Below are 14,759 nucleotides of genomic sequence, written 5' to 3' on the forward strand. Positions count from 1 at the left end.
TCCCTACTGTTTGCTGATGGCAATCTGTATCCCGATAAATGTGAATAAAATACCTTGAACTGTATTTAGTCGTTTAGCAATCGCAGGTTTACCAATAATGACTTGTCTAACTTTCCCTGCAAATATACTAAACAATGAAAATAATACAAGCGCTTGTATTAAAAATACAATACCCAAAATAAGCATTTGAAACGCCACATGTCCTTGCGATGGATTAACAAACTGTGGTAACAGCGCTAGGAAAAATAACGATACTTTAGGATTTAAAATATTCATTAATATTCCTTTTTTATATAATTTAATATAGGCTTGCGTATTTTGCTGTTGCAACGTAAAAGGGTCTCCTTTAGCACGAAATGATTGCCAAGCTAGATATAATAAATACGCTGCTCCTGCAAATTTGACGATGGTAAAAATAATGGTCGATTGATAAATTATCGCAGAAATACCAAGTACTGCTGCACTAATATGAACAAGTAGCCCTGTACACAATCCAAAAGATGTGGCAATACCCGCTTTTTTATCTTGTGTAATACTTTGGGCAAGCACAAATAAATTATCGGGCCCTGGCATAATGGTTAAAATCATCGCAGCCCCTAAAAACGCAAATAACGTTGAGATGTCCAAAACTTTCCCTTCCTTCAACTTCTTTTAAAAAACTATATACATTATACTACATGACGTTGTTCTCACTAGATGTAAGTTTATGACTTTATCCAAAACTTTTTTTAAATTTTGGTTTCACAATTTATGCTCGCTCAAGCGATACTTTTCTTCCCTAATCCATTATAATAGTAGAAACTCATGATAAACCAGATAACTTCCATAAGAGGTGATTGATAATGGCAGTAAGTGATATTGTCACGCAATATGAGGATGAGCATGGACAGGTTTACTATAAAATGAAATCCCATGACATTGAGGTAAAGGCCACACAAAACGCAGGCTTAGCACCTGTCTTCACGTATTGGATGGCTGACAAAGAGATTACAGATTCCATTCGAAATTTACGCTTCAGTCCACGTGCCCCATCTAGCTATATACAAGATTACGAAGAATTTCAAGCAATGCTTTATGCGAAAGAGCAACGGGCCATTAACCAGCTGTATGAACAAATGAGCATTAAACCCAAAAATATGTCTTCGGGGAAACAAGTCATTTGGAGTTTCTTTGTCATTGTACTGGCTATGCTACCCCTTTTCATTGCGATTTGGTGGTTTAAATAATTGAATAAGCGACCTCTTTAGCGTTTTAGCGCATCCCTTTCTTAATTTATCAAAACTTTCAAGTAATTTACCCATTCAGCTTGACAGACTTATAGAAGTAGTGCATCCTTTAGTCAATAGATGAGAAAACGAACGAAGACCAGTAGTTAGCCACTGCTTGAAAAGAGAGCGATGCCCATCGGCTGAAAGGCATTGTACAAGAAAGACTAATGAAACCTACTTCGTGAAACGTCCTAGCCAAACTAGGCGCAGTCTCGAGCGTTATGAGAAAAGTGGAATGTCGCATGATATTCAATGTAGGTGGTACCACGGAAGGCAAGTCTTTTCGTMCTAATTTTTAGGATGAAAAGGCTTTTTTTATCTTGATTCAGCAATGATGGAGGTAGTGAGATGGAGAGAAAAAGAATTGTTGTTAAGATTGGTAGTAGCTCTTTAACGAATGTGAAGGGTGAAATCGATAAAGKWMGCKWAAKGGACSATGWGMAGGCAATSGCSGAGTTGAAGAAATTGGGTCATGAAGTGTTGCTTGTCTCGTCAGGTGCTGTAGCGGCGGGTTTTAAACAACTAGGCTACCCTGCTCGCCCTGTGACAGTGAAAGGAAAGCAGGCAGCTGCTGCTGTAGGACAGAGCCTACTTATTCAAACGTACAGTGCCTTATTTAGTATTTATGATATCATGCCTGCACAGATATTATTGACGCGAACAGATTTTTCTAAAAAAGAATGCTATAAAAATGCCTATGCGACTTTCGAGGAATTGTTAGAACGATCCATGCTACCGATTATTAATGAAAACGATACAGTGTCAATTAGTGAATTAACCTTTGGAGATAACGATATGCTTTCAGCACTCGTCAGTGGACTTGTCCACGCAGATCAGCTCATCATTTTAACAGATATCAATGGCCTTTATAATGCCAATCCCAATAAAAACCCTCAGGCAGAGCGCATTGATCGATTAGCGGCTATTACAGATGATCTGCTAAGCTTTGCGGATGGTACAGGATCAAAGGTTGGCACAGGTGGCATGGCCTCTAAGCTTCTGGCGGCCCGAACAGCGCTACGTGCAGGGGTGAAGGTATTTATCGGAACAGGTCATGGTGCACAGAAGCTCGTCGATATTTTAGCAGGACAAGGTGATGGCACTWAWGTGGAGCATGACGAGCTTGCTGTGTTAACAAATCATAAACAGTGGATTGCACTTACGGAAATTTCTGGTAAGATTTTTATAGATAGTGGTGCTGAACAGGCTTTAATGAATAATGGGAAAAGTCTATTACCTGCTGGCGTCTATCGTGTAGAAGGTGATTTTGTAAATGGTGATGTTGTTGAAGTCTATAGTGAGAAGGACTTACTAGGACGCGGCGAAGTACTGTACTCATCCCAAGAGCTTATCTCTGCCATGGGAAAACGGACTGATACATTGCTGAAAAGCCCTATTGAGGTAATTCACCGAGACAAATGGCTGAAAATTCAAACGAATTAAGGAGGAATGACAAATGACAAGTGAAATTCAAGAAAAAGGACAACGCGCAAAAGCCGCAAGCTACATGTTAAATATTAAAACAACCTGCGAGAAAAATGAGGCACTGAAAAAAATTGCAGAACAGCTATTAATCGATCAACCTGATATCATGGCTGAAAATGCAAAGGATTTGGCACAGGGTGAGCAGCAAGGTATTCCTGCGTCTACGTTAGATCGCATCATGCTCAATGAAGAACGGATTGCGGCAATGGCCGATGCCATTCATTTACTCATCTCCTTAAACGATCCAGTAGGTACAATTGTTGAACGCATTGAAAAAGACAATGGGCTGCGCATTGAAAAACGAATTGTGCCACTTGGTGTTATTGGTATGATCTATGAAGCTCGACCAAATGTCACGATCGATGCAGCAACACTTTCCCTAAAAACGGGCAATGCAGTTATTTTGCGTGGAAGCTCCTCTGCTAAGTTTTCTAATATGGCTCTTGTTGCAAGTATTCATCGCGCGCTTGCTAAAACATCCATCCCTACAGATGCTGTTCAATTAATTGAGGATACAAGCCGCGAAACAGCCAAAGAACTCTTCCATTTAAAAGAGTACTTAGATGTGCTCATTCCTCGCGGTGGCAAAGCCCTGATCGATTTAGTTGTCAATGAAGCGACTGTTCCTGTACTGGAAACAGGTGCAGGCAACTGTCACATTTACGTGGATGAAATGGCGGATTACATAAAAGCAGAAAAAATCTGTCTGAATGCTAAAACACAGCGTCCTTCTGTTTGTAATGCAGCAGAAAGCTTACTCATTCATCCTACTTGGTTTCAAGAACATGGCGTCCAGCTTTTAACGGCCCTTCATCATGCAGGTGTAGCCATCATCGGTGATGAGCAAGTATGTCAGCAATTTGCAGCTGCCCTTCCAGCTACGGCGGAAGATTATGCGACAGAGTTCCTTGATTTAAAAATAAGCGTTAAATTGGTGGAAAATGTCTATGAAGCGATTGAGCATATTCAATACTTTGGCACAAATCATTCTGAGGCCATCATTACAGAAGATCAATTAACCGCCGAGACGTTCTTAAACAATGTTGATGCAGCAGCAGTGTATCATAATGCCTCCACCCGCTTCACAGACGGCTTTGAATTTGGCTATGGTGCAGAAATCGGTATTAGTACACAAAAGCTACATGCCCGTGGACCAATGGGCTTGCCTGCATTAACATCAACAAAATATGTTATTCATGGCAACGGCCAAATTCGTGAATAGTTCTTATAGTTTCATAAAATAATAGAAGGAAGGTTTCGTATGAACATCTCAGCAATCATTAAACTAACAGTCTCCATGGCACTGTTTGGTTCCATCGGCTTTTTTACCGTTCACACTGGTGTTCCCGCTACAGAGCTTGTCTTTGTTAGATGCATTTGCGCAACCCTCTTTCTAGGTGGTATGTGGCTCATCACTGGTGGACATAAAACAGAGGTATGGGATAAGAAAGAAATTTTTCAAACGCTTATTTGCGGTGTCTTTATTGTGTTAAACTGGGTATTTTTATTTAAAGCCTTTGAGGAAATGTCCATTTCAATTGCCATTTCCATCTATAATTTAGCCCCCATATTTGTGTTAATTTTAGGCGCTATCTTTTTGAAGGAAAAAATGACCATTCAGGCACTTGTCGCAACAATCACTTGCTTTATCGGTAGTATTTTTATCATCGGTCTCAATAATTTTGTGTCGTTCTCAGAATTTATGCAATCTGGCTTTATCTGGGCATTACTGTCAGCAGTATTTTATGCCCTTACAATGCTAACAAGCAAAACCATCACGAAGCTTAGCTCGTATGCGTTAACCTATATTCAAACAACAGTTGGAATCGTGATACTACTGCCTTTTATCGACTTCTCGCTGTTTGATGGATTAACGTCAACTAATTGGTTTTATATACTCGGCACAGGCTTTATTCATACAGGATTTGTTTACTATTTATTTTTTGATAGTATTCGTAGCCTGTCTACGATTCTTGTCTCTGTATTGGTTTTTGTCGACCCTGTTGTCGCCATTTTACTGGATATGCTATTGCTTGATTTTATGCCAAGCTTTACGCAAACGATGGGGATCCTTCTCATTTTCGCTGGTATTTTTTATACCATTTATGTTCCTAAGAAAAAGCGACTACCACAGGAGGTCTCATAATGGGCAAGCTCTTCACAATTGGAGAATTATTAGTTGACTTTACACCGACACAGCAGCACGGCTCCCTAGCCAACATTGAGCATTTTACTAAACATGCAGGAGGAGCACCTGCCAATGTAGCCGCTGTCTGTGCAAAGCTAGGACAGCAGGCGGCCCTTCTCACACAAGTCGGTCAGGATGCCTTTGGTGACTTCCTAATCAAAACGTTGCAGCAAGCAGGTGTAGATACACAGTTTATTCGTCAATCAACGGATGGTGAAACAAGTCTTGCCTTTGTTTCATTAAATGAACATGGCGAACGAGATTTTCAATTTTATCGCCGACATGCTGCAGATCTCTTATACAAACAGGAATACCTCCCCTCGCAGCTATTAACAGCGCACGATATCGTTCACTTTTGCTCTGTTAATCTTGTAGAGAGTCCTATGAAACAAGCACATCTTGCCCTTATTGAACAGGCACATCAAGCAGGAAGCCTTATATCCTTCGATCCGAATGTGCGCCTTCCTTTATGGCAGGATAAGACGGCGTGTTGTGAAACCATTCTAGCCTTTTTACCAAAAGCCCATATTGTCAAGCTTTCAGAGGAAGAACTGTTGTTTTTAACAACTCTAGAAGATGAACAGGAAGCTGTTCAAACGTTATTCAAGGGATATGTAGAAGTTATTATCATTACACATGGTGCTGCTGGGGCTACCTTATATACGAAAAAACATCATGTGAAGGCTCCTGCTAACAAGGTACAAACCGTTGATACAACTGGTGCTGGTGATGCTTTTATTGGCGCGATTTTAAGTCAATTTCTTCATCATCAACTAACAGTAGATCAAGTGGCAGCTCATTGTGAACAGTATGCAATGTCTCTGCTATCTTTTGCAAACGGATATGCGGGCATTTCAACAACAAAGCATGGGGCAATTCCATCCTATCCTGTACTTTCATTAGATATGAATCTAGGATAAATCGAAACTTTTTGTCCTTATTGTTCGTATGTACTAGTGACAGGTCATTAAAGGAGGGCTTATATGGAATCGATGACAAAAAAACGCACAGCTGCATTTTTAATCGATACAGCTGTTTCAACAGCTGTCACGTTTGGGGTTGAATACTTCCTACGAAAAAAAGTAAAAAATGAGGCTGTTCATGCACTCGTTACGCCAACTGTGGTATTGTGGGCGCTAGAATATGCACAACTCCGTAAAAACGGACAAACGATTGGCTACAAAGCAATGGGATTGACACTCGAAAATGAAGATGGTCGTCCATTATCAGAATGTCAAATTATTAAACGCATGGCATATCGAGACACTATCAGTACGTTCGATTATCTAAAAGATCGCCAAGCCTTCGAGCAGCAGCACGGTCAACGTCTTCCTCATGATAGCTTTGCAGGTACGGTTGTAAAGAAAAAATAAAGGAAAGCTGCCTTATGTTTGGGCAGCTTTCTTTAATTGGAACATTTTGCTAAAGTGTTAATCCGACTGAACCATTAAGAAGTACAGGCATTATCCTTCAATTCTCTTTCGAGAAGTACGCTAATCTTTGGAAATAAACTGCTGTATATCATTCGATAAAATCGCGTTTTCTGACGGAAACCAAAAATAAGTAGTACCATCAAATTGTATGCCATATTGAAAAGCAATGGCATCGTCTGTATAAAGGAGTACATCATAACGGTTCGTATCCCCGTTCGGCTCAAAGGATGGGGCTGGTTTACTATTGACTAAAATTGCCTTTATATCTGCCATGTCAGACTGGTTTGTATAGCTAGCCGTTTTCCGATTGCCTTCTTCCGTAGATGAGTAGAATTCTATTTTCTTCACTTCTTCTAATGGAACCTGATCAAAATTCCGTCGCGGCGGAGCTTCAGCTCTTATCATATAAATTCGATAGCCATTAATAACCGACTGATCCTCTACCGCAATGGCATCGTCAAGACCCTTTATCGCATAAAGCTTTGTTCCCTTCTCATGGAATGCTGCATCGCCATCCTTAAAGCGATAGGAAGTTCTTTTGATATGATCTGCCACTTTAAAATCAACTTCCCCTATTTCCTTATCAATGAATGAACGATCGGCTAACGCTACTTCATATACAGCTTCATATTGCTTACCATCCCATTTGATTAAATCAACCCATTCGATGATGACTTGACTACCGCAAGCAGTCAGTAACAACAAACACATGATACAAAGGCATATCCATTTCTTCAACAACATCCCCCCTTTCAGCAGTAGACCCGAGCAACGATTAAAAAGTTACAACGTATGACGCTAAGTCTGGCATTTTCTATAATCGTGTGAATTTCGTCTGCTACCAGTATTTCTTCATTAAAATATGGGGGATGCCACAATCCATAAATTCTTCACCTTCACGCTGATAGCCTAATTTTTCATAAAAGCCTTCTGCATAGGACTGAGCATTTAATTTTGCTTTTGTTAGTCCTTTATCTCGAGCAATTTGCTCTAGGCCCACAATAACTTCCTTACCAAGGCCATATTTGCGGTATTCTTCTAATATACAAATACGCTCCAATTTGCCATAGTCCTCTACAACTCGAAGTCTCCCTGTTCCAACAGGTTGCTCATTGTAATACACCAAAATATGATCGCATGGAGTATCCAGTGCATCAAATTCATCATATTCTTCTTCCTCAGGGACTTGCTGCTCTTCAATAAAAACGCTTCGTCTAAAATCAAACGCTGTTTGTAATTCTGCTTCAGTTGTCACTTTTTTTATAGTCATTACTATTCCTCCTAGTTTCTCCTGCCTTATCATCTTCTCTAGGTGCAATTTCACTTTGAAGATGATAGTATTAGTATAGAATGATTTTTATTGCAATTACAACAAAAATCTCAGGAGGATCGAACATGAAAGAAATCTTACGTGAAATAGGTGCCATAGCACGGGCATTAGACTCGATAAGCAATATTGAATTCAAGGAATTGGATTTGACAAAGGGGCAATATTTATATGTCATCCGTATTTGTGAACATCCAGGTATTATTCAAGAGAAAGTCGCAGAGCTATTGAAGGTAGACCGTACAACGGCTTCACGAGCTATTCAAAAATTGGAGACCAAAGGCTTTATTGAAAAACGAATTGAACAAGGTAATAAGAAAAATAAATTACTTTTTCCTACAGCTAAAAGCATGGACATCTACCCTTTTTTAAAACGGGAGGGCGAATATTCCAATGCTCGTGCGCTTGAGGGGTTTTCTAATGAGGAGATTAACTGCATTCACAGTCTTCTAACACGTGTGTTGCATAACATCGAAATTGACTGGGAAGAGGTGAAGAAAGGGCATAAACGACAGTATTAAAGGCGATTCCTCGTGTTTTTCGCACATTTGGAATCGCCTTAGGCTAGACATTGGCTGCAAATACTCGTTTTAATACAGCAACCATAAAATCAAAGTCCTCGTCTGTACAGCACAGCGGCGGACTTAACGTAATGATATTATTGAAGCCTTCAACTGTATCACCATTTCTTCCAATAATTAAGCCATTTGCTTGACAATCAGCCATGATTTTCGCGATTAGCTCAGGCTTAGCAGGTGTTTGAGATTGTTTATCTTCGACCAGCTCGATGCCAATGAGTAACCCAAGCCCACGAATATCGCCAACGAAAGGCAGCTCTAATAGGTCTTGCAAATCATGTAGGAATTGAATACCCAAATCTCTTGCTCGCTGCACAAGTCCTTCCTCCTCCATGATTTTTATATTTTCTAAAGCCACTGCACAAGCTGCTGGATTGCCCCCAAACGTATTGATATGGCGAAAATGACTATAGCCGTCCGTCTCTTTAAATTTTTCATAAATGTCTTTCCGTATAGCTGTAATGGATAGTGGTAGGTAGGCACTCGTTAATCCTTTCGCCATGGTAATGACATCTGGTCGAATATCAAAATGCTGATGGCCAAATAGCTTACCTGTCCGTCCGAAGCCACAAATGACTTCATCCATGATGAGTAATACTCCATGCTTTCTACAAATGCGCTCGACTTCTTTGACATAAGTTGGATGTGGAATAAGCACTCCACCACCCGTGATGAGTGGCTCCATAATGACAGCCGCAATGGTTTCTTTTTGCTCCCAAATAATTTTTTCTTCCATTTCTCGGGCAAGTGCTAGGCTGTATGCCTCAATTGACTGCCCTTTTGGACGACGATAGTGATCAGGTGGAGCAACATGTAAGAAGCMCGGTGTCAGCGGCTCGTACTTAAATTTACGTAATGCCTGACCTGTAGCTGCTAATGCCCCAAGTGAACTGCCATGATAGCCCCGATAACGAGCAATGATTTTGTAGCGGTTCCCTTCCCCATTTTGTTGATGGTATTGACGTATTAACTTAAACGCTACTTCATTCGCATCTGAGCCACTAGTGGAATAAAACATCATATAGTCATCCTCAAGTAAGCTGTTTATTTTTTCAGCGAGCCTGATGGCAGGTTCATGGCTTTGTGTTAAAGGAGCATAGCAAAGCTTTTTTAGCTGCTCATACGCAACCCTAGCAAGACGCTCACGCCCATACCCTACATTCACTGCCCATAAGCCTGACATGCCATCTAAAAAGCGATTGCCTAAACTATCTGTAATCCATGCCCCTTCTCCCTGCTCAATAATGGGAGGTGCTTTGTCGTTATAGATAGACATGTGATGCCAAATGTTTTCATGATCTTTTTGCTGTAAAGTATGTGTAAACTGATCGTTTCGCTCCATATCATGACCTCCAATCGTGTATCATCGGTGTCTTTTTGTCTATCACCATTTTCCCTATTAAGCTAGTTAATATTGAAATTTTCTGATTTCTCTAACATAATGAAATAGACATTGTACATTCGAAGGGCAGGTGCTAATTGATGTCGAAACATCCTCTACTCGTACGTGATGTCCTCAAGCGCAAGCATTTTGAATCGGCGAAGCTTATTGCAGGGCAGCACGGCCTAGATCGCCAAGTATTGTGGACACATATATTAGAAATTAAAGATTTTGAAACCTTAATCAATGGTGGTGAATTAATTTTAACCACGGGTGTCGGTTTACAGCTAGAACGAGAAACACAAATAGCCTACTTACAAAACCTTATTCGTAATGAGGCAGCTGGTCTTTGTATAGAAATTGGCGACTATTTTGACCATGTTCCCGTAGAATTGATTGCCATGGCAAATGCCCATCATTTCCCTATCATCATCTTTGAGGAAATTGTACGATTTATTGATATTACGCAAGATTTGCACACGTACATAATTAATCAACACCAGCAGGCACTTACACAGCTAGATACACTATCCAAAACTTTTATGGAATTATCATTAATGCCAAATGGTATTTTAAAAATATTACAAGTGCTCCATCAAGATACAAATGCTCCCTTTCTATTTGTTTCAGAAGATACAAAAAGCTTTTATTATCCTATGGAGGCTAAAAAATATTTACGTGTCATGGAGGAGCATTGTCAGCAGTTAGAACTACAAGAGCCCTTGCACCTTCTATCCTTGGGTAAAGACCATTTTGTCATTATTCCTGTTAATGGACTTGGACAAGTGTGGGGCTATTTATGTATGCATTCTGAACTGCCAAAGCAGAGTGATTACACCTTGTTAAATCTTGAACGAGCAACTATGTCAATTGCCCATATTTTAATGCGTAACCGCATGCTTCAGGAGCGACAGCAAAGCCGGGAAGATGAATTCATACTAGCCTTAATTCAAGGTCAGCCAGTAGATATTCAATACTACCAAAGCTATTTACCAATCGAAAGTCGTAATTTATTTTACCGAGTCGTCGTGTTCAATCTACATGATGAAGCCAATACTGTACCTGAAGAAGAATGGCAGGAAATCCAGCTACAAAATGCCATGTATGTTCGTTCGATTCTGAAAAAGCTTGGATTTTTCCCTACTGTTTCAGTAAGACAGCACGAGATAATTATTTTAGCCTTTTTCATTGCCGCAGATTATATGAAAGACAATCGCGACGCTTTTGATCAAGCAATTTCACAAATCATTGCAAGAAAAGCAGCACAATTTTTTGAGCAACTTACCCTTAGCTGTGGTATTAGCAATGTCTATCAAACGATCGAAAGTGTTCATCTGGGCTATAAGGAAGCCAAATCAGCCATCCAAATGCAGCATCATCAATTGACGAGCTCCATCTATTATAAGGATTTAGGTGTTTATCGATTGTTATTACAGCAGGATCAAACAGCTCTCTTACAATTTGTAAAAGATTATTTACAGGAAATTTTAGTATTAGATCAAAAAAGTAGCCATGATTTATTTCAAACATTAGCTGTTTATCTGTCCTGTAATGGAGCTAAAAATGATACAGCAGAACAGCTGTTTATTGTCCGTCAAACACTTTACAAACGAATAGAACGCTTAGAAAGTATACTAGGTGCTGATTTTTTACAAGCTCCCCATCGCCTCAATATTGAGATGGCTGTTAAGGCATATGAACTGTTGCAAAAGACAGCACCTGATCTATTACGATTTTGAACGCGGGTCCATAAAATCTCGTAAAGCATTACTGAGCATATATAAGCCTAAAACAAGAATCGTAATGGCTCCTCCAGGGGCATACGTATACCAAGGGGCACCGATTAAATAGGCTTGTGAATCTTTTAACATTCTGCCCCAGCTAGGGTTTGGTGGCTGTACCCCAAGCCCTAAATAGCTCAGTGCTGCCTCGGCTAACATTGCTGTCGCAAAAGTCACGGTTGCTGCCACAATAATTTGCGACGAAATGTTTGGCAAAATATGACGAAACATGATGCTATAAGGCTTAACACCAATTAATTTCGCTGCCAGCACATATTCCGAGTCACGTTGTTGCACAAAGCCACTGCGGGCAATCCTCGCAATAGCAGGTATCGCGATAATCCCCAGCGCTATCGCTGTATTCGTTATTCCTGGGCCGAATACTGCTACAAGCATTAATGCTAAGATGATTCCTGGAAAGGCCATTAAAGCGTCCATCGTACGCATAAATATTTCATCGACCCAGCCACCAACATAGCCTGCAATTCCGCCTATGAGAATACCAAATATCGTTCCAATCGCAACCGTTAATAGACCCACGGCAAAGGCTGTTTGTGTCCCCTTCATAATGCGACTAAAAATATCTCGCCCAAATTCATCTGTTCCAAACATATAGGCACCACCTGGACCACGCAATTTTTCAGGTATATTCATCGCGTTGACATCATGGGGTGTATAAAAAAAGCTAACAATCATGACGAGCAGAAAGCCAACAATGACGAGGAGACCAATGACTAAATTGATTTTTTTAGTATAGCGCTGTAATTGTTTCATGGTAGTCACCTCTTAACGTAATCGAATTCTAGGGTCCAACACAGAATATAAAACATCGACGATAAAATTAATCATGACGACAGCTACTGTAATATACATAACGATCSCTTGTACGAGTGGAAAATCACGATTACTGATAGCCGTAATCAATAACTGACCAATCCCTGGCAATGAAAACACCTGCTCCACAATAATCGTTCCTGCCACAACCTCCGCCATAATCAACCCAAAAACCGTCAATATCGGAATYATGGAATTTTTCAAAACATKCTTATACATTACATTTTGTTCAGACATCCCTTTACTGCGTATCGTACGGACATAATCGAGCTGGACCTGCTCCAAAATGGCTGTACGAACATAACGAAAATTCACCGCAATTTGCGGAATCGCAATCGTTAAGGCTGGAAGTATTAGGGTACTGAGCGCCCCTGCTACACTTTGTGTCCAAGGTATATAGCCACTAATTTTAAAGAAGCTGAACTGTAGGCCAATGTAAAGAATAAGCATCATCCCTAGCCAAAAGGAAGGCACTGCCATACCGATCTGGGTTACAGTCGATAATGACACATCACTTAATTTATTTTGTCTTCTTGCTGCAAACATCCCTAAAGGTAATGAGATGATTAAGACAATGATAAGGGTGAGTCCTGCTAATGACATGGTGACAGGAAGTCGATCAAATAGTAATTCTTTTACTGGCATGGAAAATCGAATGGAATTCCCTAATTGCCCTGTCAATAAGCCCTTCATCCAATCCAMATATWGTTCAYMWAGMGBACGATCCAAGCYAWGCTCRGATCGTAAATTTTCAATTTGAGTGGGATCCGCCTCTGTTCCTAGCATTGTGCGAACTGGATCACCAGGTAAAATTTGAAAAACACCAAATGTAATAATGGATACTAGAAGGATGGTTGTTATTAACAGGATGATTCGACGTAGGATATACATCATAAGCACTCATCCCTTTCTAGTTTGAAAACTTGACCTCTGACATATCGTGGAACCAGAATGGATAGCTCTTGAGCCCCGTCACCTGTTTGTCAGATCCCCAAACGATTTGATAATCCGCAATATACACTGCTGTTGCCTGCTCAGCTAATATTTCCTGTGCACGATGATAGTACTCTATTTGCTTGGCTTGGTCGGTTTCCTTTAAAACATCAGCCATAATTTTGTCGTATTCTTCATTTTTAAATAAGAAGAAGTTTTCACTATCGTTTGTAGAAATGTAATCATTCAACACTTCAAAAGCAGATGCACGACCTGTTAAGTCAATCGTTGTCATTGCATAGTCACGACCAAAGTAAACGCGATCTAGCCAAATTCCCCATTCCACTACTTCAATTTCTACATCAATTCCGATCTCTTGTAGATTAGCTACGACAATTTGTGCAATATTTGAGTAAATATCATTGTGTGAAGACACTGTAATTTTTGTTTTAAAGCCATCCGGATATCCTGCTTCTGCTAATAACGCCTTCGCTTTTTCCACATCTCGCTCATACATGCTTTCTAAGCCCTTCTTTTGGAAATCGCCCATCGCTGGACTCATATTAGAGCCAAGTGGCACAGCATAGCCTGCAAACACAGAGTCAATAATATCGGCTTTACTAATTGCGTAATTGATTGCTTGACGAACCTTCACATTGTCAAATGGTGCCTTTGTTTCGTTAAATGTAACAATAAGAGAAGAGTTATTATTTTGGTGTGATAAATTATAGCTTCCCTCTACCTCGCTCACACGGTGCCAAGGAACACTCGTTAAATCAACTTCGTTTGCCATTAAGCTCATAATGGCTGCCTGATCATCTGATTGGAAGGCAAAGGTTACTTTATTCAAATAAGGTAATCCTTCTTGCCAATACGGTTCATTTTTCTTAAGCTCTAAATTTGTACCTGGTGCATATTTCACAAAGGCAAATGGACCTGTACCAATTGGATTTTCATTATGCTTCCCATCATTGCTCTTTGGAATAATAGCTGATTGTCTGCCTGTTAATGAATACAAGAAATTTGAATTTGGCTCTTTTAGCTTAATCACAAATGTACTTGCATCAGGCGCCTCTGTAGATGCTACATTATCAAAGCTATTGGACATTTTTTCCCCACCATTTTTCCCCATTAAACGGTCAAAGGAATATTGAATATCCTCCATCGTTAAATCATCACCATTATGAAACTTCACACCTTGGCGAATTTTAAACGTATAGGTTAAGCCGTCCTCAGAAATTTCATAGCTTTCAGCAAGTCCCTCCTTTAAGGAGCCATCCGTTTCAGGAGCCATTAGCCCCTCAAAGATATTTAGAATCATTTGATAAGAAATGGACGCTGTCGCTTTATGTGGATCTAAAAAATCTGGATCATCATTCACACGTACAACAATTTCCTGTGGAGCATCTGTTGCCGCTTGACCATCTGTAGTACCTGAAGTAGTCGTCGTTTTCTCTCCATCACTTGAACACGCTGCCATAACGATTGCCATTAACACTGTTAGTAGTATTAATCCGCTTTTTTTCCATTGCATGGCTGTTCCCCCTTTTT

Annotated in this window: 14 protein-coding genes and 1 pseudogene; 8 read left to right on the plus strand and 7 right to left on the minus strand. The window is 40.1% G+C overall.

Features of this window, described 5'->3' with window-relative positions:
* Positions 1–3: 3 nt before the first annotated feature.
* Positions 4–627, minus strand: a complete 624-nt coding sequence (locus ACHZEU_RS05385; protein ID WP_279494566.1) for a LysE family translocator — start codon at positions 625–627, stop codon at positions 4–6.
* 215 nt (positions 628–842) lie between these two features.
* On the opposite strand from ACHZEU_RS05385, the gene ACHZEU_RS05390 reads away from it, so the two are divergent.
* The 6 genes and pseudogenes from ACHZEU_RS05390 (at position 843) to ACHZEU_RS05415 (ending at position 6,314) form a co-directional block, all read left to right on the plus strand.
* Complete coding sequence (locus ACHZEU_RS05390; RefSeq protein ID WP_279494564.1) at positions 843–1,226, plus strand: sodium:proton antiporter; 384 nt, start codon at positions 843–845, stop codon at positions 1,224–1,226.
* 390 nt (positions 1,227–1,616) lie between these two features.
* A pseudogene (proB, locus tag ACHZEU_RS05395) lies at positions 1,617–2,711 on the plus strand (glutamate 5-kinase).
* Positions 2,712–2,724: 13 nt separating this feature from the next.
* A complete protein-coding gene (locus ACHZEU_RS05400; protein WP_328011921.1) occupies positions 2,725–3,975 on the plus strand; it encodes a glutamate-5-semialdehyde dehydrogenase in 1,251 nt (416 codons plus the stop codon).
* Positions 3,976–4,014: 39 nt separating this feature from the next.
* Positions 4,015–4,899 carry a DMT family transporter gene (locus ACHZEU_RS05405; RefSeq protein WP_004229564.1) on the plus strand — a complete coding sequence of 295 codons (885 nt, stop codon included), beginning with the start codon at positions 4,015–4,017 and terminating at the stop codon, positions 4,897–4,899.
* Positions 4,899–5,861: a carbohydrate kinase gene (locus ACHZEU_RS05410; RefSeq protein ID WP_404804145.1), complete on the plus strand. Its 963-nt coding sequence runs from the start codon at positions 4,899–4,901 to the stop codon at positions 5,859–5,861. Before ACHZEU_RS05405 ends, ACHZEU_RS05410 begins: the two co-directional genes overlap by 1 nt.
* Positions 5,862–5,924: 63 nt before the next feature.
* Positions 5,925–6,314: an RDD family protein gene (locus ACHZEU_RS05415; protein WP_048390139.1), complete on the plus strand. Its 390-nt coding sequence runs from the start codon at positions 5,925–5,927 to the stop codon at positions 6,312–6,314.
* A 120-nt stretch (positions 6,315–6,434) separates the two neighbouring features.
* Here the strand turns inward: ACHZEU_RS05415 and ACHZEU_RS05420 are convergent, their stop codons facing one another.
* Positions 6,435–7,112: a hypothetical protein gene (locus ACHZEU_RS05420; protein ID WP_048390137.1), complete on the minus strand. Its 678-nt coding sequence runs from the start codon at positions 7,110–7,112 to the stop codon at positions 6,435–6,437.
* A 100-nt stretch (positions 7,113–7,212) separates the two neighbouring features.
* A complete protein-coding gene (locus tag ACHZEU_RS05425; protein ID WP_048390136.1) occupies positions 7,213–7,644 on the minus strand; it encodes a GNAT family N-acetyltransferase in 432 nt (143 codons plus the stop codon).
* A 125-nt stretch (positions 7,645–7,769) separates the two neighbouring features.
* Between ACHZEU_RS05425 and ACHZEU_RS05430 the strand changes: the two genes are divergently transcribed.
* Positions 7,770–8,222 carry a MarR family winged helix-turn-helix transcriptional regulator gene (locus ACHZEU_RS05430; RefSeq protein ID WP_004229576.1) on the plus strand — a complete coding sequence of 151 codons (453 nt, stop codon included), beginning with the start codon at positions 7,770–7,772 and terminating at the stop codon, positions 8,220–8,222.
* Between the two features lie 43 nt (positions 8,223–8,265).
* Here ACHZEU_RS05430 and ACHZEU_RS05435 read toward each other — a convergent pair whose 3' ends face one another.
* Positions 8,266–9,621 carry an aspartate aminotransferase family protein gene (locus tag ACHZEU_RS05435; RefSeq protein ID WP_404804146.1) on the minus strand — a complete coding sequence of 452 codons (1,356 nt, stop codon included), beginning with the start codon at positions 9,619–9,621 and terminating at the stop codon, positions 8,266–8,268.
* Positions 9,622–9,761: 140 nt separating this feature from the next.
* On the opposite strand from ACHZEU_RS05435, the gene ACHZEU_RS05440 reads away from it, so the two are divergent.
* The gene (locus ACHZEU_RS05440; RefSeq protein ID WP_004229580.1) at positions 9,762–11,399 is read left to right on the plus strand and encodes a PucR family transcriptional regulator; all 1,638 of its coding nucleotides are present in this window, start codon (positions 9,762–9,764) and stop codon (positions 11,397–11,399) included.
* Here ACHZEU_RS05440 and ACHZEU_RS05445 read toward each other — a convergent pair.
* From ACHZEU_RS05445 to ACHZEU_RS05455, 3 genes are read right to left on the minus strand one after another with little or no spacing between them, the layout of a single operon-like run.
* On the minus strand, positions 11,388–12,215 hold the full coding sequence (locus ACHZEU_RS05445) for an ABC transporter permease (protein ID WP_004229583.1): 828 nt from the start codon (positions 12,213–12,215) through the stop codon (positions 11,388–11,390). The two genes, ACHZEU_RS05440 and ACHZEU_RS05445, sit on opposite strands and share 12 nt — an antisense overlap.
* A gap of 12 nt (positions 12,216–12,227) precedes the next feature.
* Positions 12,228–13,169, minus strand: a complete 942-nt coding sequence (locus ACHZEU_RS05450; RefSeq protein ID WP_404804147.1) for an ABC transporter permease — start codon at positions 13,167–13,169, stop codon at positions 12,228–12,230.
* Between the two features lie 16 nt (positions 13,170–13,185).
* Complete coding sequence (locus tag ACHZEU_RS05455) at positions 13,186–14,742, minus strand: ABC transporter substrate-binding protein (RefSeq protein WP_404804148.1); 1,557 nt, start codon at positions 14,740–14,742, stop codon at positions 13,186–13,188.
* Positions 14,743–14,759: the final 17 nt, after the last annotated feature.

Origin of the sequence: Lysinibacillus sp. S1, assembly GCF_044986265.1 — a bacterium.
In the GTDB taxonomy this organism is placed as follows: domain Bacteria; phylum Bacillota; class Bacilli; order Bacillales_A; family Planococcaceae; genus Lysinibacillus; species Lysinibacillus capsici.

Bases quoted from the DNA above. Each gene is read 5' to 3' on its own strand.
- ACHZEU_RS05445 (WP_004229583.1), bottom strand. From the start codon at position 12,215: ATGAAACAATTACAGCGCTATACTAAAAAAATCAATTTAGTCATTGGT.
- ACHZEU_RS05415 (WP_048390139.1), top strand. From the start codon at position 5,925: ATGGAATCGATGACAAAAAAACGCACAGCTGCATTTTTAATCGATACA.
- ACHZEU_RS05390 (WP_279494564.1), top strand. From the start codon at position 843: ATGGCAGTAAGTGATATTGTCACGCAATATGAGGATGAGCATGGACAG.
- ACHZEU_RS05400 (WP_328011921.1), top strand. From the start codon at position 2,725: ATGACAAGTGAAATTCAAGAAAAAGGACAACGCGCAAAAGCCGCAAGC.
- ACHZEU_RS05425 (WP_048390136.1), bottom strand. From the start codon at position 7,644: ATGACTATAAAAAAAGTGACAACTGAAGCAGAATTACAAACAGCGTTT.
- ACHZEU_RS05455 (WP_404804148.1), bottom strand. From the start codon at position 14,742: ATGCAATGGAAAAAAAGCGGATTAATACTACTAACAGTGTTAATGGCA.
- ACHZEU_RS05440 (WP_004229580.1), top strand. From the start codon at position 9,762: ATGTCGAAACATCCTCTACTCGTACGTGATGTCCTCAAGCGCAAGCAT.
- ACHZEU_RS05405 (WP_004229564.1), top strand. From the start codon at position 4,015: ATGAACATCTCAGCAATCATTAAACTAACAGTCTCCATGGCACTGTTT.
- ACHZEU_RS05430 (WP_004229576.1), top strand. From the start codon at position 7,770: ATGAAAGAAATCTTACGTGAAATAGGTGCCATAGCACGGGCATTAGAC.
- ACHZEU_RS05410 (WP_404804145.1), top strand. From the start codon at position 4,899: ATGGGCAAGCTCTTCACAATTGGAGAATTATTAGTTGACTTTACACCG.